Annotated in this window: 21 protein-coding genes; 12 read left to right on the top strand and 9 right to left on the bottom strand. The window is 60.4% G+C overall.

The genetic code is table 11. From position 1 onward, the window contains the following. Positions 1–3: 3 nt before the first annotated feature. Positions 4–993: an ABC transporter permease gene (locus BMW76_RS28960; RefSeq protein ID WP_090871501.1), complete on the bottom strand. Its 990-nt coding sequence runs from the start codon at positions 991–993 to the stop codon at positions 4–6. A 150-nt stretch (positions 994–1,143) separates the two neighbouring features. Next, a complete protein-coding gene (locus BMW76_RS28955) occupies positions 1,144–2,172 on the bottom strand; it encodes a sugar ABC transporter substrate-binding protein (RefSeq protein ID WP_090871499.1) in 1,029 nt (342 codons plus the stop codon). 451 nt (positions 2,173–2,623) lie between these two features. Here BMW76_RS28955 and BMW76_RS28950 point away from each other — a divergent pair, with 451 nt between their 5' ends. From BMW76_RS28950 to BMW76_RS28920, 7 genes are all read left to right on the top strand, one after another. Further along, the gene (locus BMW76_RS28950; RefSeq protein WP_090871553.1) at positions 2,624–3,517 is read left to right on the top strand and encodes a YihY/virulence factor BrkB family protein; all 894 of its coding nucleotides are present in this window, start codon (positions 2,624–2,626) and stop codon (positions 3,515–3,517) included. A 239-nt stretch (positions 3,518–3,756) separates the two neighbouring features. Beyond that, complete coding sequence (locus tag BMW76_RS28945) at positions 3,757–6,147, top strand: ATP-binding protein (RefSeq protein ID WP_090871497.1); 2,391 nt, start codon at positions 3,757–3,759, stop codon at positions 6,145–6,147. A 17-nt stretch (positions 6,148–6,164) separates the two neighbouring features. Beyond that, positions 6,165–6,899: a methyl-accepting chemotaxis protein gene (locus tag BMW76_RS28940; RefSeq protein WP_090871495.1), complete on the top strand. Its 735-nt coding sequence runs from the start codon at positions 6,165–6,167 to the stop codon at positions 6,897–6,899. Next, positions 6,896–7,435 (top strand): hypothetical protein, encoded by a 540-nt coding sequence (locus BMW76_RS28935; protein ID WP_090871493.1) that lies wholly within the window; start codon positions 6,896–6,898, stop codon positions 7,433–7,435. The genes BMW76_RS28940 and BMW76_RS28935 overlap by 4 nt, the downstream gene beginning before the upstream one ends. 78 nt (positions 7,436–7,513) lie before the next feature. Continuing rightward, on the top strand, positions 7,514–7,879 hold the full coding sequence (locus tag BMW76_RS28930; protein ID WP_090871491.1) for a response regulator: 366 nt from the start codon (positions 7,514–7,516) through the stop codon (positions 7,877–7,879). A gap of 198 nt (positions 7,880–8,077) precedes the next feature. After that, positions 8,078–8,389, top strand: coding sequence for a DUF4148 domain-containing protein (locus BMW76_RS28925; RefSeq protein WP_090871490.1), 312 nt, complete (start codon positions 8,078–8,080; stop codon positions 8,387–8,389). A gap of 639 nt (positions 8,390–9,028) precedes the next feature. Continuing rightward, positions 9,029–9,604, top strand: coding sequence for an H-NS family nucleoid-associated regulatory protein (locus BMW76_RS28920; protein WP_090871488.1), 576 nt, complete (start codon positions 9,029–9,031; stop codon positions 9,602–9,604). Between the two features lie 349 nt (positions 9,605–9,953). On the opposite strand, the gene BMW76_RS28915 is transcribed toward BMW76_RS28920, so the two are convergent. Beyond that, positions 9,954–10,214: a DUF1488 family protein gene (locus tag BMW76_RS28915; RefSeq protein ID WP_087737022.1), complete on the bottom strand. Its 261-nt coding sequence runs from the start codon at positions 10,212–10,214 to the stop codon at positions 9,954–9,956. Positions 10,215–10,450: 236 nt separating this feature from the next. Beyond that, a complete protein-coding gene (locus BMW76_RS28910; RefSeq protein ID WP_090871486.1) occupies positions 10,451–11,326 on the bottom strand; it encodes a LysR substrate-binding domain-containing protein in 876 nt (291 codons plus the stop codon). Between the two features lie 121 nt (positions 11,327–11,447). On the opposite strand from BMW76_RS28910, the gene BMW76_RS28905 reads away from it, so the two are divergent. The 3 genes from BMW76_RS28905 to BMW76_RS28895 all read left to right on the top strand — a co-directional run bounded on the left by BMW76_RS28905 (position 11,448) and on the right by BMW76_RS28895 (position 15,270). After that, on the top strand, positions 11,448–12,962 hold the full coding sequence (locus BMW76_RS28905) for an MFS transporter (RefSeq protein WP_090871484.1): 1,515 nt from the start codon (positions 11,448–11,450) through the stop codon (positions 12,960–12,962). 108 nt (positions 12,963–13,070) lie between these two features. Further along, complete coding sequence (locus tag BMW76_RS28900) at positions 13,071–14,489, top strand: aminotransferase-like domain-containing protein (RefSeq protein ID WP_090871483.1); 1,419 nt, start codon at positions 13,071–13,073, stop codon at positions 14,487–14,489. Between the two features lie 313 nt (positions 14,490–14,802). Then, positions 14,803–15,270 carry a PRC-barrel domain-containing protein gene (locus tag BMW76_RS28895; protein ID WP_090871481.1) on the top strand — a complete coding sequence of 156 codons (468 nt, stop codon included), beginning with the start codon at positions 14,803–14,805 and terminating at the stop codon, positions 15,268–15,270. A gap of 91 nt (positions 15,271–15,361) precedes the next feature. On the opposite strand, the gene BMW76_RS28890 is transcribed toward BMW76_RS28895, so the two are convergent. Then, on the bottom strand, positions 15,362–16,258 hold the full coding sequence (locus BMW76_RS28890; protein WP_090871551.1) for a fructose bisphosphate aldolase: 897 nt from the start codon (positions 16,256–16,258) through the stop codon (positions 15,362–15,364). A gap of 296 nt (positions 16,259–16,554) precedes the next feature. On the opposite strand from BMW76_RS28890, the gene BMW76_RS28885 reads away from it, so the two are divergent. Together BMW76_RS28885 and BMW76_RS28880 are read left to right on the top strand one after the other, a co-directional pair. Beyond that, entirely contained in the window at positions 16,555–17,115 is a 561-nt protein-coding gene (locus tag BMW76_RS28885) for an SRPBCC family protein (RefSeq protein ID WP_090871479.1), read from the top strand. Between the two features lie 651 nt (positions 17,116–17,766). After that, on the top strand, positions 17,767–18,036 hold the full coding sequence (locus BMW76_RS28880; RefSeq protein ID WP_090871477.1) for a DUF1488 family protein: 270 nt from the start codon (positions 17,767–17,769) through the stop codon (positions 18,034–18,036). Positions 18,037–18,578: 542 nt separating this feature from the next. Here BMW76_RS28880 and BMW76_RS28875 read toward each other — a convergent pair. The 4 genes from BMW76_RS28875 to BMW76_RS28860 all read right to left on the bottom strand — a co-directional run bounded on the left by BMW76_RS28875 (position 18,579) and on the right by BMW76_RS28860 (position 23,397). Then, entirely contained in the window at positions 18,579–19,589 is a 1,011-nt protein-coding gene (locus BMW76_RS28875) for a DUF2891 domain-containing protein (protein WP_090871475.1), read from the bottom strand. Between the two features lie 164 nt (positions 19,590–19,753). Then, positions 19,754–21,190, bottom strand: a complete 1,437-nt coding sequence (locus tag BMW76_RS28870; RefSeq protein WP_090871473.1) for an aspartate aminotransferase family protein — start codon at positions 21,188–21,190, stop codon at positions 19,754–19,756. A gap of 60 nt (positions 21,191–21,250) precedes the next feature. Beyond that, a complete protein-coding gene (locus BMW76_RS28865) occupies positions 21,251–22,585 on the bottom strand; it encodes a glutamine synthetase family protein (protein WP_090871471.1) in 1,335 nt (444 codons plus the stop codon). 35 nt (positions 22,586–22,620) lie between these two features. Then, positions 22,621–23,397 carry a gamma-glutamyl-gamma-aminobutyrate hydrolase family protein gene (locus BMW76_RS28860; RefSeq protein ID WP_090871470.1) on the bottom strand — a complete coding sequence of 259 codons (777 nt, stop codon included), beginning with the start codon at positions 23,395–23,397 and terminating at the stop codon, positions 22,621–22,623. Between the last annotated feature and the right edge of the window lie 206 nt (positions 23,398–23,603).

Genomic DNA, 23,603 nt, shown 5'->3' with positions numbered 1-23,603 from the left:
CGATCAACGTGCGCCACGGCGCGACAGCTTGTCGGCGGCGACGGCGAGAATCACGAGAATGCCGGTGATCAGCACCTGGTACACCGACGACACGCCCATCAGCGTCAAGCCATTGCGGAACACGCCGACGATCAGCGCGCCCAGCAGCGTGCCCGCAATCGAGCCGCGTCCGCCGAAGAGGCTCGTGCCGCCCAGCACGACGGCCGTGATGCTGTCGAGGTTCTCCGTCTGGCCCGCTTGCGGATCGCCGACGCCCGTGCGTGCGACGGAGAGCAGCGCGGCAATGCCGTAGATCGCGCCCGACAGCGTGTAGACCGTGATCAGGATGCGCTGCGCGGAAAGGCCCATCAGGCGCGCCGCTTCCGGGTTGTTGCCGAGCGCGTAGAGATGGCGGCCGGGCACGGTGTCGCGCAGCACGAACCACGTCGCGAGATACATCAGCAGCGCGAGGACGGTGCCGTACGTGACCGTCGCGGGACCGACGCTGAACGTGCTGCCGAAGAACATGATCGCGTCGGGCAGATTCGACACGCTCTCGGCGTTCGAATAGATCTGCGTGGCTGCGAAGGCGATATTCAGCGTGCCCAGCGTGACGATGAACGCGGGCAGCTTGATGCGCGTAATCAGCACGCCGTTGAGCAATCCGAACAGCGTGCTCGCGCCGACGCCGCACAGGATCGCGATCGCGGGCGGCACGCCCATCACGACGGCGAACTTGGTCATCACGATCGAGCCGAAAGCCATCACCATCCCGCACGACAGATCGATGCCGCCTGTCAGCACGATTAATGTCTGTCCGATCGCAATGACGGCGACGACCATCGTCTGCTGCAGGATCAGCGACAGGTTCTGGAACGACAGGAAGCGGCTGCTCTGCGAGATGAAGAAGATGCACGCGAGCACGAGTGCGATCAACGGACCGGCCTCGGCGAGCGTCGGCATATGATCCGCGAACCGGCGGTGGCTTTGAGCGGGGACGGTGGGAGTCGACATGATGTGTTTCCTCGAAACGATGCGTGATCTGCGTGCGGCGGGTTTCATGCAGCGCAATGGAACCCGCCGCGCTCACGCTGGAGAACTCGCGGAGATGCGCACCTTGCGCATCTCCGTTGCTGCCCGGTGACTACTATTCAAGTTGCGCCGTTACTTGTTGCCCCAACAGTTGTCGAGGCCGAACTTCGTGTCCTTGCTGTCCACGCCGTTTTGCGCCTTGTCGGTGATGAGCGTCACGCCCGTGTCGTGATAGCCAGACGCTTTCTTGCCAGACTTCGCGTACTCGACGCCTGCTTCGACGCCGAGCGAGGCCATCTTCAGCGGATACTGCTGCGACGTCGCGGCAAGCTCGCCTGCCTTCACGTTGCGCACGCCTTCGCAGCCGCCGTCGATCGACACGATCATCACGCTCTTTTCCTTGCCCGCATTCTTCAGCGCGCGATACGCGCCCGCTGCGGCCGGTTCGTTGATCGTGTAGACGACGTTGATGTCGGGTGCCTTCTGCAGGCAGTTTTCCATCGCTGTCTGGCCTTTCGCCTGATCGCCACGCGTGTCCTGGCTGCAGACGATCGACGGATCGCCTTCCTTGATGCCGAAGCCCTTCAGAAAGCCGTTATGTCGCAGCACGCCGACGGAGACGCCGGGCGCGAGATCGAGCGTCGCGATCTTCGCGGGCTTGCCGGCGAGCGCGGCCTTCGCGTATTCGCCGATCAGCACGCCTGCCTTGAAGTTGTCGGTGGCGAAGAGGGCGTCGGTGGCGTCCTGCGGATCGGTCGGCGTATCGAGCGCGATCACGAGCGCGCCCGCTGCGCGCGCCTTCTTGATGCTCGGCACGATCGCCTTCGTGTCGCTCGGCGTGATGAGGATCGCTTTCGCGCCCGCGGTCAGCATGTTCTCGATGGCCGTGACCTGCGCGGCATTGTCGCCGTCGAACTTGCCGGCCGCCGTAATCAGCTTCGCGCCGTCTTTCTGCGCGGTGGCTTCCGCGCCTTGCTTCATCTTGACGAAGAACGGATTGGTATCGGTCTTCGTGATCAGGCCGACGACGGTCTGATCGGCCGCGAGACTCGCGCTCGCGCACCACAGCGCCGACGCCACGACGCACGCTGCGGCAATGCCCTTGACGACGGGCTGCATGTGGGACGCGCGGTGCAACGGCCTGCGGGAATTCGGGTTCATGGGACGCTCCTCCGGATGTTTGACGACGTTGTGAACAGCGATTGGTTCGACGGCTTTCGCGGCACTGATCGCACCTTTTGTCGCCCGCCGCCGTGCAATGGATCGACGGTGACGCGGGCCTTACTAAATCAAGTTGTTTTAGTTAGTACAGCAGCCACCTTCGCAAAAATCAAGAAGCGAGTTTTGATGCGGCGCGACGCGAACGAGGCGGGCGGCGATGCTCAAAGCCTTGCTGGACAAGCTCTTGCGGGCCGTAAAGCAGGGCGGCGACGTGCTTGGCAGATAGGGGTAAATCAGGAGTCTCGCGCTCCGCGAGTTAGGTTCATTTGTTCTTTTGGTGAGCAAATGCTCGGAAAATCGATGCCTTTTATCATTGCCGGGACCATTGTTTGCTGCCGTTCGGGCGAGGGCGCTGACACGCGCGCGACAGGCGGAGGCGAACGTGAAGACGATGCGCAATCGCGCGCTGCATTACGTCGCGAAGCATCCCGCGCAGTTCGCGTTGCAGGTGTTCAAGGCATTCCGCAAGAACCAGGGACTGCTGCTCGCGGGCGCGATTGCCTACTATGCGCTGCTGTCCATCGTGCCGTTGCTGATACTCGTCGCGATCGCGTTCAGTCATTTCGTCGGCCAGCAGCTGCTGCTCGATACGCTCGCGCATCTGCTCGAATGGCTGGTGCCGGGGCAATCGAAAGCGATCGTGCAGGAGCTCGCCAATTTCCTTGCGCATCGGGCGGTGATCGGCTGGTTCCTCGTCGTCACGATGATCTTCTTCAGCTCGCTCGCATTCACGGTGCTCGAAAATGCGCTGTCGATCATCTTCGTGCATCGCGTCGCGATACGGCGCAGGCACTTTCTGCTGTCGGCGATCCTGCCGTATCTGTTCAGCCTGTCGCTCGGCGTCGGCGTGCTGCTCGTGACGTTCGTGTCGAGTGGACTTCGCGCCGTTGCGAGCGACAGCGTCGTATTGCTCGACCACACGATATCGCTGACGGGCGCGACGCGTGTCGTGCTTTATCTGCTCGGTCTTGCCGGCGAGATCTTCGTGCTCGCGGCCATCTATCTGGTGATACCCGCTGGACGCACGACGCCGTGGCATGCGTTCGTCGGCGCGGTGGCGGCTGCCGTGCTGTGGGAGATCACGCGGCGTGTGCTGGTGTGGTACTTCGCGACGCTATCGCAAGTGAGCGTCGTCTATGGCTCGCTGACGACGGCTATCGTCGTGCTGTTCAGCTTCGAAGCGCTCGCGACGTTGATGCTGTTCGGCGCGCAACTGATTGCCGAATACGAGCGGCTCAATGCGAGCGGTAACGAGCGCGCTTCACAGCCATTCGTGACGGGTTGAGCCAGATGGTACGCAAAACGTTTGCGCCAGCGAAATAGCGTTCGTGTTAACGGCGACGAATGCGAGAACTTTAGATCGATTCGCGCACATGTTGTATTGCGTTTTTTAGCCCGCGAAACAATTCGTCTGGTCACAGCTTCGTCATGAGCCACCGACGATAATCGCGTCGCCCGTCAAATGGATAAATCAGAACGGGCAGCGCTGCGCAGCGCAGTGCAAGACCTCGGGGAATACCGCAAATGACCATCCGTCACCGCATCACTCTACTCGTGGTGTCGATGCTGGTTGCCTTGTCGGCAATCGGCGGATACGCCGTCTATCAGACACGCGGCAGCGCTGCAGACGTCCGGCAAGTGACGCAGGGCGTCGTGCCGAGCGCGCTCGCTTCCGCCGACCTCGTTTCGCAGGTCAAGGACGTCCAGCTCGCGACGATGACGCTCGTCTACGCGCCCGATGCAAATATGGTCGAGCAGGCGCAAAAGGAACTGGCCACCAAAGAGAAGTCGTTGCGCGAAGCACTCGACGTGCAGGCGAAAGCCGCAGCGAGCCACGCGCAGGAAGGGCTTGTCACGCAGGCGCGCGACAGCCTCGCGAACTACTTCGCGGCGATCAACGACACCGCCAGAATGAAGGCGGACGGGAAGAACGATCTCGCGCAGGCGTATCTGTTCGCCAATGTCGCGCAGTATCGCGACGAACTGGAAGGCATCGTCGAAACGCTGCGCATCGAGAAAAACCGCCAGAAGGATGACGCGATCGACACGCTGAATGAAGGCCTCGCCACGACGACGACGGCCATCGCGGGCGCAGCGGGCGCAGCCATCCTCGTGCTCGTGATAATCGGCCTGCTGCTGTACCGTCAGATCACGCGGCCGCTTTCGCGCATGCAGTCGATGATGAGCGAGATCGCATCGAGCCAGGATTTCACGCGACGCGTACCCGTGGGCCGCATGGACGAGATCGGCCATTCGATCGTCGCGTTCAACGGCATGATCGAAAAGATCCAGCAAAGCTCCGCGCAACTGAAGCAGAAGACGGCCGACATTCAGGCGATGTTGCAGAACATGCAGCAGGGCATTCTGACTGTCGTAGAAGGCGCCGTGATTCACGCCGAGTACTCGGCGTATCTCGAAGCAATCTTCGAAACGAAGGATATTGCGGGCCGTCCGTTGATGGACCTCGTGTTCGGCGACAGCGAACTCGGCGCCGATACGGTGTCGCAAGTCGAAGCGGCCGTCGAGGCGTGCATCGGCGAAGACAGCATCAACTTCGAGTTCAACCAGCATCTGCTCGTCAACGAACTGACGCGCAAGATGCCCGATGGCCGCGTAAAGACGCTCGATTTGAGCTGGTCCGCGATCACCGACGAAAGCGACACCGTGATGCGCCTGATGCTGTGTGTGCGCGATGTGACGGAGTTGCGCCAGCTTGCCGCCGAAGCGGGCGAGCAGAAGCGTCGCCTTGAAATGATCGGCGAGATTCTCGCGGTGAGCGAAGAGAAGTTCCATCATTTCGTCGAAAGCGCAACGGGCTTCATCAACGAGAACGAACGCATCATTCGCCAGCACGCGCAGGCGGACGGCCCGGCCGTCGCGGAGCTGTTCCGAAACATGCACACGATCAAGGGCAATGCGCGGACCTATAGCCTTCAGCATCTGACGAGCATCGTGCACGAGACGGAGCAGCGTTACGACGCGCTGCGCCGTCCCGAAACCGCGCACGAGTGGGACCAGGAGCAACTGATCGTCGAACTCGCGCGCGTGAAAGAGGCGCTGCAGCACTACGCGACGATCAATGAGGTGAGCCTCGGCCGCCGCAATGCGGGTCGCCGCAGCAGCGTCGAGCGCTATCTGATGGTCGACAGCGAACACATTCAGGAAAGCCTTCGTCTGCTCGATGCGGCGAATCCCGCTGATGTGCGCGATCTGCTGACGGCGCGCGACGCGGTGCGCAGAACCTTGCGTCTGCTGGGCACGGAGAAGCTCGAAGATGCACTCGCGGGCGTGCTGGAATCGCTGCCTTCGCTTGCGACGGAACTCGGCAAGTCCGCGCCGACCGTGCGCATCGACGATAACGGTTATCGCGTACGTTCGCAGGCAGGCAGCGCGCTCAAGAATATCTTCATGCACCTGCTGCGCAATTCCGTCGACCACGGCATCGAAACGGAGGCGCAGCGCGTGGCGCTCGGCAAGCCCGAGGGCGGCGTGATCGACATCGAAGTGGGCGTCGCGGAAGGGGCGTTACAGATCACGTTGAGCGACGATGGACGCGGCCTCGCAATGTCGCGCATTCGCGGCATTGCCGCCGAGCGAGGCTGGCTCCAGCCCGATACGCAGTTGAGCGACGAAGCCGTGGCGGAGTTCATTTTCCGGCCCGGCTTCTCGACGGCGCAAAACGTGACGGAAGTCTCAGGTCGTGGCGTCGGCATGGATGCGGTGCGCGATTTCATCCGGCGCGAAGGCGGCCGCATCGAATTGCGCTTCACCGACGAGCGCACGGGTGCGGACTTCCGCCAGTTCCAGACTATCGTCTATCTGCCGGAAAACTGCGCTGTCGATAGCGTCGGCACGTCGATGCACGATGCCGCCAAAACGGTGAATTCGATTCAGGCGAATGCACTTTCCGAATAGCACTACGGGGATTCGTTGTGGTTGAACAGTATGTGATCGCGGCGCTGGCCGGCGTTGTCGCGAGCGCGCTTGTGTGTGTGCTCGCGCATCGTTGGCTCATCAGAAAAGCCAGCGAGCAGCACCGGACGGCGCTCGAGTCGCAGGCTAAGGAACTGGCGCGGGCCGAAGAGCGACATGCAGCGGAGATCCGGCAGCACGAGCAGCAGGCGCGCGAATTGCACGCGCTGGCCGACACGTTGCGCGAGGATCTCGTGCACCATTCGACGCAAGCCGAAGAGGCGCGCGCCGCGTTCAATGCGCTATTGAACCAGAAGGACGAATGGCTTCAGCACGCGACGCGTCTTTCCGGCGAGGCCGCGCGCTTGCGGCATCTGTCGGCCACGTTCGAGCGCTGGCATGATCAGATGATTTCGCTGATGGCACAGAACCACGACATGCATACGAAAAACAATGAGCTGTCGTCGATCGTGCGGCACGTGCTGATCGTATCGTTGAACGCTTCGATCGAAGCGGCGCGTGCAGGCGCGGCCGGACGTGGTTTTTCGATCGTCGCGAGCGAAGTGCGCGCGCTGGCTTCGCGCTCGCAGGAACTGTCGAAGAGCTATCACGACAGCCTGAATCGCAACGACCTTATCACGACGGCCACGTTTCAGGACATTCAGGCAGGCGGCAAGATGATCGCAGCGTCGCTGGCGAGCGTCGAGGCGCTCGCCGGCCAGATTCAATCCCGGTTAGAACAGGCGACGTCGTGATCAGTCAGCAAGCGAAAGAAAGCATCGAACGGATCTTCTATCAGTCCGCGCGCACGCGTTTGCCCGCCCATGCCGGCGACGCATGCGAAATCACGGCTCTCGACGCACATCTGGCCAATAAGGCACTCGCGAACCATATCGTTGTTTTGACCATTTCATCGATTGTATTCCGCTTTCTGCTCGTGCTGCATTTCGACGACGACAAGACGACGCGCGATTACTACTTGCGCGACGCCGAAGGCCGTTCGCTGGCGGAAGCACTGATGGAAGTCGGCAATCTGTGCTGTGGCGCGATCAATCAGCAACTGATCGAGTACTTTCCTGATCTGGGCATGTCGACGCCCTATCAGTTGAGTGGCGCGTGCGTGCCTTTTCTGACGGAACTGAAGCCGGCGTACCTCGCGGCATTTCGCGCGACGATCGGCGCAAACGTACAAATCGGCGCGACGCTTTGTGTGTGCGCGAGCGCGCCTATCGATTTCGTCGCCCATGTGACCGAAGTCGAGGAAAGCGGCGGAGAGCTCGAACTGTTCTGACGGTTTCCGGCTTTCGCGCACGACGCATGTCTTCAATCAATCAATGCGCCGCTTTAAAGGCGCGCTACGGGGTGAGCAATGGGAAAGGTTCTGGTAGTGGACGATTCGAGCACGGTTCGCGATGAAGTGGCGGGCTTCCTCAGAAAGAACGGCGTCGATGTCGAGACGGCCGTGGACGGCAAGGACGGGCTTGCGAAGCTGAAGTCGTCGCCGGGCATTCGTCTCATCGTCAGCGACGTGAACATGCCGAACATGGACGGCCTCACGATGGCCGAAAAGATTCGTAGCGAACTGGCCAACGCGAGCGTCAACATCATCATGCTGACGACGGAAAGCAGTCCCGCGATGAAGGAGCGCGGCAAGGCGGCAGGCGTAAAGGGCTGGATCGTCAAGCCGTTCAAGGGCGACGCCGTGCTCGAAACGTTCAGGAAACTGGCGGGCTAACGGCCGCGCGCCGCAGATCGCGTTCGAAGTGCCCGCTGGAAGCGGACACAGCGATGCACCGCGGATTGTCGCGATTCCCTGAATGATCTTTTCACGCGCCGCGGATTTATCCGCCGGCGCTGCGCCTCTAGACTTGTGTTCAACGGTTGCAGAAAGCAGTTCGAAGCAGCCCAAACGAACAGTCCCGGAGGTGTTGCCATGAAAACGTTTGCTAAAGCTTTTGTCATTGCGGCTCTGATTAGCGCTCCCCTCGCTTCATTCGCGCAGACCAGTCAGCCTCTGACGCGCGCGCAAGTTCGCGAAGAACTGGTGCAGCTGCATAACGTCGGCTATAGCCCGCTCGACGACCGCAACAGCTATCCCGTCCACATCGAGGCCGCCGAAGCCCGTCTGGCCGCGCAGCATACGGCGTCCGCACACGAAAGCGGATACGGTGCGGCGTCGAATGGTTCGTCGCAAGCTGGCGTGCGTGACGTCCGCACGAACGGCATCACGTTCGCGCACCACTGATCGCGTGCGTTGCCCGCGATATCCGCGATAGGGCAGATCGATATGAATCGCTGACGCTACACCAGGCCTTTCGATTGGGAATCGTGGCCGGTGCCTGCATGCTGCGGGTTCCGGCCTTTTTCATTATTAAGCCTACTCGTGAGTGGTTTATTCGATGCGTGACTCATGACGCCGGCTTGCACGTACGCCGACTGTACGAAGATTGCGGAAACCGAATCGGGACTGTCGATCGAAAAGGAAAGAACCGGCAGCGCGTGGTAGTGGCTTGCGTCAACGACGCTTTCAAAACAATACATCGCCATCGCACGAAGCCGCCGATGAGGAATTCAAAGTCGACACACTTGTAAAGACTCGTTGAAGTCGCGCCGTTCATTCGCCGCGCAATGCTCAAAGAATTGACCTTTGAGTGGTTTATCTCGCTTCTGCATAGAACGGTTAGCCGGTCTGCCCAACGTCAATGCAAGCAATTTGACATTCTCGCTATTCCCTACGCGAATCGGATTTTTCTTAATGCTCCCGTTGAGCGCCGCGCCTGGCACCAAAACGAAAGGCATTTGTCTTTCATGTAATGGATGAACTCTAGCCATATATGACATGTCCGTGGCATAGTGCCGGTATCTTCAATAAGGAGTTTTCAATATGGCTACACTCGAAGCACTTCAGGCAAAGATACAAAAGCTTCAGCAGCAGGCCGATGCCATCGCTTCCCAAAAGTCGACGGCGGCCCTCGAAAGCATTCGCTCATTGATGGCCAGGCACAATCTGACGACGGCCGATATCGATGCGCACCTCGGCCATAGAAAGCGCGGCCGTCCTTCGCTGAAGTCGGCAGGTGTGCAGACGAAAGGTGTAGCCAGATATCGCGATCCCAAAACGGGCGCGACCTGGACGGGGCACGGTCGCGCGCCGGCCTGGATTGCAGGTGCGAAGGATCGCAACAAGTACCTCGTTCCCGGCGCGGCGAGCGAGCTTGCGACGAGCGCGTCCGCCAAGGGCGCGACGGGCAACGGCCAGCCTAAAGGACCGCAACCCGCCAAATATCGTCACCCGGAGACGGGCGCGACCTGGAGCGGTCGTGGTCCGGCGCCGGCATGGCTGGCAGCGGAAAAAGACCGTAACAAGTTTCTGATTGGAGCTGCAAAGGCCACAGGAATGAACAGCGTTGCCCCGAAAAAGACAGCGGCCAAAAAGGCTGCGAGAAAATCACGCGCTTAAAAAGTCAATTGGAGGGCGGGGCACTGCACTGCCTCGCCCAAACGCCACGCACGGCGGCAGACTAAAAAGCTCGTTCGTCGTGCCGGATCTTTTCGCAATTGCTGAGAGTTTTCGTCAATGCGATCTGTGCGAGCCAATGCGCAATGGGTTGTCGGGCCCTGCGAAAACTAGAAGTTCATCTCTTTTGACACCCCTTCATTTTCACCAGGCGCCTTGAAAAGGCTTTTTTCAGGTGAAAGTGCCGCAGGTCTAATCGCGACGAGTTTGCGTGGATAGACGGTTGATCCCGTCGGCGTCGCGCACGCCGGTGTTGGTCTTTCCCGCGCGCGACGCCGCTTTCGAGCGGGCTCTAATGGAAGTCGCGCGTCTCCAGTTCCACCGACTGTCCCCCATTTCGCTGTAACACTCGGCGGGCGGCCGCCTCAATCGCCTTCCTGTTACCCTCGAACGCCGCGATCAGATCGTGGGACGACGTGCCCGTATTGCCGAAGTGGTCGTTGAGGGCGTCGATTGATACGCTGCACCATACCTCCTTTCCTTCGACGTTCGCTTCGAATGCGACTCGCGATGCGGCTACGACGTGCCGGCGGCTGGTGAATTCGATGGTCATTTGATTTCTCCGTGAGTGCCAGGTGTGATACACGAACGTCGGCCAGCGCGGTTTTTCGGGCGATTTTTCCTTTGCCCGGGGCCAGTTGGTCCGGTCTGGGGCGTTCGCTTCGGTGCTGTGCAGCAAGGAACGATCCAGTCCGCTTCGAACACGCCCAGCGAATTGCGGGCGAATGTCGAGCGTCGGTATCGTTCTCCAATGATAGGTCGTGGGGCGAGTAAAAGCCCGGGAAAGTACTAGGCCGTCTTACCCGTCATCTGCTCGATCAGCTTTTTCGTCGCGGGCGAATGCTCGTATTTACGGAAGACGGCGGCGACCTCTGACGTGACTGGCTCGCCCGCAAGCGTCTTGAAGACGACGTTCGGCAGATTGACGACCCGCGTCAGCACGTTGGGTACGATGGCCACGCCCGCGCCGACGGAGACCTGTGTCAACACGGCGAGCAGCGTCCCCGGCGCGCTCACGATGCGCGGATTGAAGCGGCCGCGCCGCGCGATTTCCCGCGTGCCGAGGTCCTGTTCGGGCACGACGAAGGTTTCGCCCGCCAGCGCGCGCGCCTTGATCGGCCCGACCGCTGCCGCCAGCGGATGCTCGGCGGGCAGCGCCGCGCAGAACGCATCGCGTGCCAGCACGTGCGCGCGCAGCGAGGACGGCAGGTCGACGGGCATGCGCACGAACGCGACGTCGACGCGTCCTTCCTCCAGCAACGCGGGTAGTTCGCCCATCGGATGTTCGGTTGCCTGCACGAGGACGCCCGGCCGCGATTTGCGGAACGCGCGAATCTGTTTCTGCAGGATGCCCGAAAACGCAGCCGAGCCGACATAGCCGATGTGGATTCGCCCCAGCTCGCCGCGTCCAGCGCGCTTTCCGACATTCAGCGTGCGTTCGAATTGCGCGAGGGTCTCGCGCGCTTCGGTGAGAAACGCTTCTCCGGCAGGCGTGAGCGCGACTGTGCGTTTGGTGCGGCGAAACAGTTGCGCCTGCAGCGTGCGCTCCATCTCCTGAATCTGCACGGTCAGCGTGGGCGGCGCAATGCCGAGGGCTTCAGCGGCCTGTGCAAAATGCAGTCGCTCCGCGACAGCGATGAAATAACGCAGATGCCTGAGTTCCATGATGCGTACTGCGAGTATTAGGTTATAGCTAATTATATTCAAGAAATGCGGGAATGAACGGAATAGAAATAACTGGTGAAATGCGGCTTACCGTCCGCCGTCTCTCCGCAAAGCCAGTCTCATGAGTTCAATCACCGCTACCCGTTCGGCCTCTCACGGCACGCCGCTGCTACTCATTGCGTCGATGGGGTGTGCAATGACCGTGCTCGACACGAATGTCGTCGGCATCGTTCTGCCCAACATCGCGCGCGATCTCAATGCATCGTTTGCCGATATCGAATGGGTGATCAGCGCTTATGTGCTGTGCTTCGCCGCGCTGCTGCTCCCCGCCGGTTCGCTCGCCGACCGCTTCGGGCGCAAGCACGTGTTCCTCGCGGGCATTGCGCTTTTCGCGCTCGCTTCGTTCGCATGCGGCGTCGCGCCGAACGCATCGCTGCTGTATATCGCGCGCGCCGCGCAGGGTGTAGGCGCGGCGTTCCTGCTCGCGCCCGCGCTCGCGATCATCGGACATGCGTTTCATGACGAGCGCGAACGTGCGCGTGCATGGGCCGTGTGGGGCGGCATCATGGGGCTGACGATGGTCCTTTCGCCGCTGATCGGCGGTGTCGTCAGCGCGTATATGGGCTGGCGCTGGGCATTCACGATCAATGTGCCTATCTGTGCGCTGCTGGCGACGGGTGTTGTCAGAATCGTCGACGAGTCGCGCGACCCGACGCCGCGCTCGCTCGATCTGCCGGGTATCGCGCTCTTTGCGGCAGCGATGTTTTCGTTGACGTGGGCCCTTATTCTCGGCCCCGAACGCGGATGGTTCAGCATATCCGCTGTGTCGCGCGCGTGTGCCGGTGTCGCGCTGTTCGCTGCGTTTGCACTGGTCGAAAGCAGGCGCGCGCATCCGATGCTCGATCTCACACTGTTTCGTTCGCTGCCCTTTGTCGGCGCAATCGTGGCGATGTTCGCGTATGCGTCGTCGGCGCAAGTGATGGCCTCGCTGTTGCCGCTGTTCCTGCAAAACGCGCGAGGCGAGAGCGCGCTCAGTGCGGGAGCCGGTATGTTGCCTTTCGCGCTGGCGATGCTGTTGCTGCCGCAACTTGGGCGCAGACTCGCGGCATATATGGATTCACGGCAGATTCTGACGCTCGGCCTCGCAGTGGTCGCATGCGGCAATCTCGCGATGATGCTTGCCGCGCGCCGCGCGGATCATGCATGGCTGATCGCCGCGATGGCGCTGCTCGGCAGCGGCGGGGGACTGCTGAACGGCGAAACGCAGAAGGCGATCATGGGCACGGTCCCGCGAGAACGCGCGGGCATGGCGTCCGGCGTCAGCACGACGTCGCGCTTCACTGGCATTCTTCTGGGCTTTTCCGGACTCGGCGCAGTGCTGGCCGAAGGTGTGCGTTCGGCGTTGACCGCGCAGATGTCTCACGTGCAAGTGCCTTCCGTGCCGGGCTTCGCGGAGCGTGTGATGGCGGGCGACTTCGCGCGTGCATTCACGCTCTATCCGCCTGCACTGACGGACACGCTGACCCATATTGCGCGTTCGAGTTACGGCGAGGGCTTCTCGCAAGCATTCGGCGGGGCTGCGCTGGTCGCGGCCGTTTCGGCATTCGTGGTCTATCTGTCGATGAGACATCGATGAGAAGTGGATGAGAAATGGATGAGAAGCGGCAAACGTTGATTGCGCGGTGCAGTACCGATTAGTATAAAAAGCTCTCCATAAAGAGCGCCCTGCGACGCGCACCCTTCGATGACTCGGTACGAATCACTCGCCAATACGATGGCGGCGGAAATACGCTCGGGCAGTCTCGCCGTAGGCACGCGGATGCCTTCGTTGCGACAGGTCATCGCGCAGCACGGCGTCAGTCAGTCGACGGCATTTCGCGCCTACTATCTATTGGAGGAGTGGGGACTCATTCGCGCGCAGGAGCGTTCCGGCTATTACGTCGCGCGCGGCGCGGCCGTTCCCGAAAGTCGCGAGGTCACGGCGAAGCGAGCGCTCGCCGAGTCAGCGAAAGTCGATATCAGCGAACTCGTTTTTAGCGTACTCGAAGCGGCAAGGCATCCGGGTGTCGTGCCACTCGGTTCCGCGTTTCCTTCCCCCATGCTGTTTCCGTTGCCGCGTCTTGCGAAGTCGCTCGCGCAAACGGCGCGCACGGTCAATCCTTGGAGTACCGTCGTCGATTTGCCGCCTGGCAACGAGGCATTGCGTCAGCAGATTGCGCTGCGTTATCTGGGCATGGGACTGTCGCAGCGGCTCGATGAAATCGTCGTCACCAATGGTGCGCTCGAAGCGTTGAATCTATGTCTGATGGCCGTGACCCGTCCTGGCGACGTGGTGGCCGTCGAGTCCCCGGGCTTTTACGCCGCGCTGCAGGCGATTGAGCGACTCGATTTGCGCGCCGTCGAAATTCCCGTCGATTCGCAAACCGGCCTCGATCTGAATGCGCTCGAACAGGCGCTCGACAAGCACCCCATTCGCGCGTGCTGGTTCATGACGAACTACCAGAACCCGACGGGCGCGACGATGCCGCTCGAAAAGAAGAAGGCGCTAGTCGAACTGCTCGCGCGACATGAAGTGCCGTTGATCGAAGACGACGTGTATGGCGAACTGCATTTTCAGGCGGATTATCCGTTGCCCGCGATTGCATTCGATCGAAAAGGGCTTGTCATGCATTGCAGTTCCTTCTCGAAGACGCTTGCGCCTGGGTATCGAATTGGCTGGGCTGCTGCGGGAAAATTCGCGGAGAAAGTACAGCGTGCGAAGCTGATGACGACGCTTTCGGCGAGCATTCCCGTGCAGGCAGGTATCGCGGATTATCTTCAACATGGCGGATACGACCGGCATTTGCGTAAATTGCGCGCGGCATTGCGCGCGCAACTCGATGCCATGAATGTGGCGTTGCGACGTTACATGCCGAAGGGTGTGAAGTGGACGTGTCCGTCGGGCGGCTATTTCGTATGGCTCGAATTGCCCGAAACGATCGACGCGTTGACGCTGCACAGGCGCGCGATCGAGCAGGGTGTGAGCATCGCGCCGGGACCGATTTTCTCTGCGGCACGCGGCTTCCGGCATTGCGTACGGCTCAACTTCGGGCATCCATGGAACGCGGATATCGATCGCGCCGTCCGCGTATTCGGCGAACTCGTTACACAGGAAGTCAAATGAGTGGCGCGCGTTTCATTAACAGACTCCGCGATGGATTCGTCCAGAACCTCTCGCGCGTTCGTTGGCGCAGAAGTTCAAGGCGTGATCACTGCTGAGTTGCCAATACTGCTGCTGCGCTGCTGAGACCGCGTGACATCGTCTCTAGTAGACCCGGCTTATTCGTTTGAGAACGGACAACAAGGAGTCGTTTTCGGAAAAGATGACTCAGGCTCGTGCTCGTCAGGTAAAGCTTGCTTGACAACCGTCCTCGCGAAGCGCTTCAGGTACACGCATTGCGCGTCTTTATGACACTCACGTTCAAAGGAGGTGAGCCATGGGTTCGATTAATCCGCAAACGCGCAGAACAGGTGGAGCAGGGATTGTCGGCGGCGGTGTCGGCGAAGGGCCGGGGCCCGAGGTGATGGCCGCATCGACGCTCGACGGCAACAAGGTGATCTCTTCAGACGGGGAACACGTCGGCAAGATTTCGGACATCATGCTCGACGTGCGTAGCGGACGAATCGCTTATGCGGTGCTCTCCGAGGGCGGCTTTCTCGGCATGGGCGCGAACCTGCATGCGATTCCGTGGAGCGCGCTCACGCTCGATACCGCGGAGAAGTGCTTCCACGTCGACATTAGCGCGCAGCGGCTAAAGGACGAACCGGGTTTCGACAAGGATCATTGGCCGTCGATGGCCGATGCAAAATGGGGCGAGTCGTTGCACACGTATTACAACCGCGATCCGTACTGGCTCTCGCGCAACGAGTACGTCGACCCCGACGTTCCGCCAACAGCGCATTGACGCGGCGGCGTATCAGGGCCCGGTGAAGAGGCCGCGCGAGATCTGCACGCAGTGACACTGCATCCCGCGCGGCTTCCAGAACGCTCTTCTTTTAGACCTTGACCGACGAAGCCTCGTAAATCTCATCGATGGCTTCCGCGAGTTTCGCATTGAACTCGTCGTCGCTCATCTGCTTCTTCAGGTCGTTGATCAACGCACGCGAGAAGCTCGCGATCATGCCGTGATTGTGCGCGAGCTTCTTGCACGCTTCCGAGCGCGTATAGCCGCCCGAAAGCGCGACGACTCGCGCAACGCGCGGGTGATCGATCAGCGGCTTGTAGAACTCGGCGACATCGGGAATGGTCAGCTTGAGCATCACCTGCTTATCGGCAGGCAGTGCATCGAGGCCCTTGCTGATTTCATCGCGCAGCGTCTTCTCCGCGCCCGCCTTGTCCGGCGCCTTGATCGACACTTCGGGCTCGAGAATCGGCATCAGTCCGCACGCGTCGATTTGTGCGCCATATTCGAATTGCTGCTTGACGATTGCGGCAATACCCGACGGCGAATTCCGCTCGATCACCGAGCGCATCTTGGTGCCGAAAATACCGAGCTTGCGCGCGCGGTCGAGCAACGCATCGAGCCCGGGGATCGGCTTCATCAGGCGTACGCCGTCCTGTTCAGCTTCGAGTCCCTTATCGACTTTCAAAAACGGCACGACGCCGCGGTCTTCCCAGAGAAACGACGGCACGGGTTTGCCTTGAGCCTGCCCGTCCATCGTGGCCTCGAAGAGAATGGCCGCGATGACCTTTTCGCCGGTGAAGGCGGGGGAGGTGATGATGCGTACACGCATTTCATGCATCAGCTTGAACATTTCGGCGTCGCCGCTGTAAGCGTCGTCGGGAATGCCGTACTGCCGCAGCGCGCCCGGCGTCGAGCCGCCGCTCTGGTCGAGCGCGGCGATGAAGCCGTCCTGTTCAGAAACCTGCGTCAACATTTTGTCATTTGCCACGGACGTTCCCTCCTTGAACAACTGATTTGTGGACCATTCGTTTCCGACTCCCGACAAGTGTACGGCATTGCAACGCGCACTCCTATCGTGCGGATCAGGTCAATTGAACAGATAAGCGAGGAATGTTCCAGGCACAATGTGTCAGAAAACACACGATCCGCCAGTGTGATCGGCAACACTCGGTGTGATCTGCTTCGACACAGCGGGGTAAGATCGACAGGCCAGGCTTTGCCATTGTGCGAGCGCAAGGAAAGTACTTCCTTCATTCGGGGCGCGCGGACCTCGCGCGAATAGCGATGAATACGCTGGTGCGAGCGATCGCGACTGTGGCATGTATGGCGGCCGCGCTCGGACTCCTGTTCGTTCCATTGCCGCGCGCCTTTGATCTATCGACGCGCATTGTTACGGTTGAACTTATCGCGCGGCCCAGTACGGCCGTTTTCGACTATGTAACGACGCCTGCGAACTGGCCGGCATGGCATCCGTCGTCGCTGTCGGTCACGGGCGCGACGGATCATTCGCTGGCCGTCGGCGAGCAGACGACAGAAGAGTTTCGCGTCGCGGGACGACGTGGGCGCGTCGTATGGACGGTGGTCGAGCGCAACCGGCCGGACAAGTGGACGATCGACGGCACGATCGATGGCCGTCCCGCAGGCACGGTCAGCTACACGCTAACGCCCGATGTGAATGGCACAAACGGCACACGGTTCGAGCGCACATTTGTCTACCGTTCGCCGACGCTCTGGTTCGTGTTGCTGAACGCGGCGCTGCTGCGCGCGAAGATCCAGGCGGAATCGGACGAAGCTGTCAAGCGGCTCAAGAATGCGCTTGAACAGCAAGCGAGGCAGCGTGAGTAGCAGGTGTTAAAGCTGGGTCGACGGGATCAGCATAAGCGTCATGTAGCGGCCATTCGCGTCGCGCAACTTTCATTTGACGGCTCATCCCGTTGCGGTGAGTGAGCCGGGAGAACAGCCATGTCCATGTGGATGCTTCATCAAGCAATTCGTATTACTTCTTTATAGAGGCTCGATCGCGTACGAGGTTCCGCGAATTCTGCTGCCGCGGGCAATGTGACATATGAGGCAAACGATTGCGTTCTATTCTTGACGAGGTATAAAGCAAGGTGTCGATTCATTTGCGCGCAATCTTTCGTCAGACGGAAAACCGCGAGATCTACGTCGTGCAACTCCACGTGCAAAAGTCCTGTCAGACAGCAGAAAACATCGCCGCCGCATCGTTCAAAATGGGTACATTCCGGCCGTTTTCTCTGTGATTAAAACGGCCCCTGGAAGTACTGACTGGCTTGGTACCATGTTCCCTTAACACCTGATCGACGGCTGTCGCTCGCATTGGGTGCTACCAAACGTTTGCGACGGGTGTGTGTCAAGGATTGTTCCGAACTGATCGATGCCGAACGGAGTGAGATAGTTTCAATGCGGGAAGATCGGTGCATGGTTCATCAAAGCAACACGAAATAAGGTTAGATCGCATTTCATGAGAGGCTGAAAATGGAACAGTCCGTACGCAACTTCGCGCTTTCGACAAACGGCCAATCCGTGACTTTCGACATCGTCGTGCAAAGGCGCGCGATAGGATGTGCAATCACGCGCGATGCGCTCGAACAGCATTTCTGGCTGGAGCGCGGCGCGGACGAATTGCACCTCACGAAGGCATTCGGCAACGGTCAGCGCCGCATAGCGGCAGTGGCCGAGCGTAAAGCACTCGCCAAGGGCGCGACGCAAGTGTTGATTACCGCGGACGATTTCGAATACCGCTAGACGCCCCCTGGCGTCGCTTGTGCGCCGGCGCTGCGCGATGTTTCGCGAACCTGTTACGGGGCGTTTCCGTTCGGCCCATCAGTCTTGCATCGCGTCCCATGCCTCGCTTCTGGAAGACGGCCGGCAGCCTCTCAGTGAGCGTGTTGTTGTCATGACACATACACTTGCATTGAGACGCTAAGGGTTTATACTAGTACCTGTCTCCTCCATGTCTCCTCTTGATATGGATTCGGCCCACCGCTTGGTGGGCCTTTCTTTTTGTCCCTGCTTTCCCAACAGATATCGGGCTACTGACCGGTGAGTGCGGTTTTTCAGCCCTTGCGCGGCCGTGATCGTGTACGCGGCGGCGGTCAGTCTATCCAGCAGCGAGTCCTCGCCGGGAAATGAGCCGCACCGGCTGCGATCAGGATCGGTCCTTTTCGATGAAAACAGCCAAAGCCTTGCAGTGCGGCGGCAAAGCTCCTCGTGACCGTATCGATGATGAGACGATCTGCGTGCCCTGCGATGGGACTCTCGCAAGGGACGCGATGCGTCGCGAGGCTTCAAGCTTCGAGCGCAAGCGTCGCGAAAGTGGCGAGCCAATGCTCTCCCATATAGTCGCCGGCGACATGCTGCAACGCGCTTTCCAGATGTATATCAGCGGCTTCGAACAGCACCGCGCGGCGCGGATCGTCATTCGGCAGCGCGCGCGCAAGCGATCGCTGGCACCACGCGCGGCTCAGATTCAGTCCGTCCAGATGCGCGATCTTGCCGTCGCTGCGGTCGGTGACGGTGGCGGGCACGAACAGCGTCGCGGGTTGACCCTGTGCGAGATCGGGAAGAAAGCGCGTGAACCATGCGTCGAACTCGGCGGGCGGCAACACGCGCCGCATCAACTCCGCTTCCATCAGCGAAGGCGACAGAAACTCGTCGCCCGATGGCTCCCACGCCTGGCAACGTGCGTCGTTCAGATACCAGCGCTTCGCCGTTTCGACGATCAGCATTGCCAGCGCATCGCGTTGCGTGCGATGCGCGAATTCGAGCGAGAGCGCCAGTGCAAATGCCGTGTTGAAATGCGTACCAACGCGCAGCGGATAAGTCGCCTTCGGCAAGAACCCTTCGAAGCGTTCGACGAATGCCTCCGTTAGCGGCTCGATCGTCTTCGACCAGCGTTCGGCTTGTGGCAGCTTCAGCGATGCGGACTGGCCCGACAGCGCAAGCAGCCATGCCCAGCCATAGGGCCGCTCGAAACCGCGGTTATGCGGCAGATCGAGATAGGCACGTTCCCCCGCAACGTTTTCTTCAGTGAAGTGCTCGTCGACGACGGCAATGATCTGCGGCGCCTCGGGCAACTCGGGGAAGCGTTCGAGCAGATGCAAGAGCAACCAGTAGCCATGTACGCACGAATGCCAGTCATAGCTGCCATAAAAGATGGGATGCAACGCGCGCGGACCTTGCACATCCTGTGGACCGGCGAGCGAGTGCGTGAGCTTGTTCGGATATTCGCGCGTCAGATGAGCAAGCGCGAGACCAGCGAATTTCGATGCGATTTCAGATGTGAGCACGGCATTCATCGACGCCTCGTCATAACGGACATAGAGGTTACGGTAAGCCTTCAATCCGTTCGCGCGGGCATGCAAGGCCGGACATCGTGTTGAAGGCGAGGAGCACATTCTGCCCCTATCGCCCCCTTTCTGTCATGTGCGAGACGCGTTGTTCACGCGTGATGTGAGTACCGTTACGACAGTCCTAATTGCCGCGCGGTTGCATCGATGGCATTTTTCGCCTTCGATACGAGTTCGTCGATCTCATCCTTTGTAATGACGAGTGGCGGCGAGAGCAGCATGCGGTCGCCCGTTGCGCGCATGATCAGATTGCCGTTGAAGCAGAAGTCGCGGCAGATCATGCCGACGTCGCCGCCATTTTCGAAGCGCGTTCTGTTCTTCGGGTTCTGCGCGAGCTGAATGCCCGCGACGAGACCCGTACCCGCCACTTCGCCGACGATGGGATGACGGGTGAACGTCTCGCGTAGCGACTGCTGAAAATACGGACCCGTTTCGTTCTTCACGCGCTCGACAATCTTTTCGTCGCGCAGCAGTTTCAGGTTCGCGACGGCAACGGCAGCGGCGACGGGATGCCCCGAATACGTGAGGCCGTGATTGAACTCGCCGTTCTCGATGATTGCCTCGGCAATGCGATCATGCAGACCGACAGCGCCCATCGGCACGTAACCGCTCGTCAGGCCCTTGGCCATCGTGATCAGATCGGGCTCGAAGCCGAAATGCAGATGCGCGAACCATTCGCCCGTGCGGCCAAATCCGCCGATCACTTCATCGGCGACGAGCAGCACGTCGTACTTGCGGCATATGCGCTGGATTTCAGGCCAGTACGTCGACGGCGGAAAAATCACGCCGCCTGCGCCCTGGAACGGCTCGCCGACGAACGCTGCGACATTCTCGGGTCCCAGTTCGAGAATTTCCATTTCGAGTTGCCGTGCGCGTTCGAATCCGAATTCTTCCGGCGTCATGTCGCCGCCTTCGCCGAACCAGTATGGCTGGTCGATATGCACGATGTGCTCGACCTGCGACGGCATCTGCTCATGCATGTAGCCCATCCCGCCGAGCGTGCCGCCCGCGATCGTCGATCCGTGATAGCCGTTCTTGCGTGAGATGACGAACTTCTTCTGCTTCTGGCCTTGCGTCGCCCAGAATTGATGGACGATGCGCAGCACCGTGTCGTTGCCTTCCGAGCCGCTGTTGCAATAGAAGAAGTGATTGAACGGCGCGGGTGTCAGTTCGGCAAGCAGCGCCGACAACTCGATCACGGGAGGATGCGTCGTCTTGAAGAACGTATTGTAGAAGGGCAGTTCCTGCAATTGCCGATAGGCTGCGTCCGCGAGTTCCTTGCGGCCATAGCCGACGTTCACGCACCACAGTCCCGCCATGCCGTCGATGATCTTGTTGCCGTCCGAGTCCCACAGATAGACGCCGTCGGCCTTCACGATAACGCGGCTGCCTGTGCGATTCAACGCACCCATATCCGAGAACGGATGAATGTGATGCGCGGCGTCGAGCGCGCGATATTCCGCCGTACTGCGCTGCTGTCGCGATGCGCTGGACTTTGCGGCGTGTTGCGCGGATTGTACGTAAGTGATTTCTTCTGTTCTGTAGCTCATGTTGCCTCCAGTTGTCTTGCGCTTGCACGTTGCATTCCGGGTACCTGGATCAATTGAGCCTCAGACGTGCAGCAGCAAATGCTTGCGTTCCCATGAACTGATCACGCGGAAAAACGCTTCGTATTCGGTTTCCTTTAGCGTGAGATACGCCTTGACGAACTGCTCGCCCATGATCTCGGCAAGCGGCTCGCATGCGGCCATCAGCGTGAGCCCTTCTTCGAGATTGCGAGGCAACTGATACGGCAACTGGTAGCCGTCGCTCGAGAGTGGCTCTGTCGGCGTCAGACGCTGCGTGATGCCGAGATAGCCGGCGGCGAGCGTGCCGGCAATCGCGAGATACGGATTGCAGTCGACACCCGGAATGCGATTCTCGATACGACGCGCTTGTGGATTCGAATGGGGAATGCGGAATCCGACCGTGCGGTTGTCGTAACCCCATTGCACATTGATCGGCGCGGCCATGAAGCGCGACAGCCTGCGGTACGAATTGATGTACGGCGCGAAGATCGGCATCAGCGCGGGCGTGTACTTCTGCAGGCCCGCGAGATACTGATTAAAGAGCGCGGTCGGCTTGCCGTCGCTGCCCGTGAACAGATTCTGGCCCGTCTCTTCATCGACGATGCTTTGATGCACGTGCATCGCCGAGCCGGGTTCGCCTTCCATCGGCTTCGCCATGAACGTTGCGTACATGTGATGACGCAGTGCCGCTTCGCGCACGGTGCGCTTGAAGAGAAACACACGGTCCGCGAGGTTGAGCGGGTCGCCGTGCAGGAAGTTGATTTCCATTTGTGCAGCACCCACCTCGTGAATCAGCGTGTCGACTTCCAGTTCCTGAATGTCGCAGTACTCGTAGATGTCTTCGAAAAGCGGATCGAACTCGTTGACAGCTTCGATCGAATAAGCCTGGCGTCCCGTCTCGGCGCGCCCCGTGCGCCCGACGGGAGGCTGCAGAGGCAGGTCGGGGTCCTTGTTCATGTCGACCAGATAGAACTCGAGCTCCGGTGCGACGACGGGCTTCCAGCCTCTGGCCTTGTAGAGATCGAGCACGTGGCGCAGTACGCGGCGCGGCGAGATCGCGACGGGCGTGCCGTCGAAATGCACGCAGTCGTGAATCACCTGCGCAGTGGGATCGACGGCCCACGGAATGATGCGAATCGTCGAAGGGTCGGGCACGCACACCATGTCGGGATCGGTGACGCCCGTAAGCGAGCCGTCGTCGGGATACTCGCCCGTCACGGTCTGGACCATCACGGCCTGGGGCAGCCGCATCGATTCTCCCAATTCGAACTTGCTGCGCGGAATGATCTTGCCGCGCGCAATGCCCGCCATGTCGGGAATGATCGCTTCGATTTCGGTGATGTGATGCTTCTTCAGAAATTCATCAATGTCTTGCATGACCGTTCTCTCTGTTTTGTTGCGCGAGACGGGGATCAGGCGTGCACGCTTGCAGTCGATCCCATCTTCATGCGCATTCGGCACGCTGCACCAAACGCGCGGAATATCGCGGTCGATAGCGCATCGTTCGCATGCTTCCATTCCGGATGCCATTGCACACCCAGCGCGAAAGCACGCGCATTCGCGACGCTGATCGCCTCGATCAAACCGTCCGGCGCATGAGCTTCGACCGTGAGGCCGTTGCCGAGCCGCTCGACGCCTTGTCCGTGCAGTGAATTGACGCGCGCTTCGCTTGCGCCGCCAGCGAGCTTCTGCAACAGCCCGCCTTGCACGAGACGCAGTGCATGCGAAGGTCCGTACTGCACGTCGAGGTCGTCTTCCTTGTTCTCACGATGGTCGTCGTAGCCGCCCACCGTGTGAACGCTTTGATGCAACGTCCCGCCGAATACGACATTCATCTCCTGGAAGCCACGGCAAATCGCAAGAACGGGGATGCCCGCGTCGATGGCGGCGCGCATCAGCGGCAGCGTCGTCGCGTCGCGTGCGGGATCGTGCAGCGTGCCTGGCGCGCTCGCGTGACCGCCGTAGCGACGTGGCTCGACGTTCGAGTAGCTGCCCGTAAACAGCAAGCCGTCGACATGTGCGAGCACGTCTTCGGGCGACTGCTGTTCGCCAAGCGCGGGCAGCAACATCGCCAGCGCGTGTGCGCCGTCGACCACAGCCGTGATGTACTTCTCGCCGACCACGTGCGACGGATGCGCACCCCTCATCGTTCTGTCGGCGCTGATGCCGACCAAAGGCTTCGTTTGCATGACTAATCGTATTCGTTGATTGCTGTCTTAACGCAGCAATGCGTTGCCATATGCGGCTGTGTAGATGCTCGCGTGTGCCGTGGCTGCGTGCGCGCGGCACTATTGCGCAGCCGTGCGCAATGCAAAGCCGCTTCAAGGGTTCTTGTGACGATCGTCAGCGGATAGCGCCGCGCGTTGCGATCAGATACGCTGTCCGGTTTGCTCCG

This window comes from Paraburkholderia diazotrophica (assembly GCF_900108945.1).
In the GTDB taxonomy this organism is placed as follows: Bacteria; Pseudomonadota; Gammaproteobacteria; order Burkholderiales; family Burkholderiaceae; genus Paraburkholderia; species Paraburkholderia diazotrophica.
The sequence above is the reverse complement of the archived record's forward strand: the minus strand, read 5'-3'. Positions and strand labels throughout refer to the sequence as shown.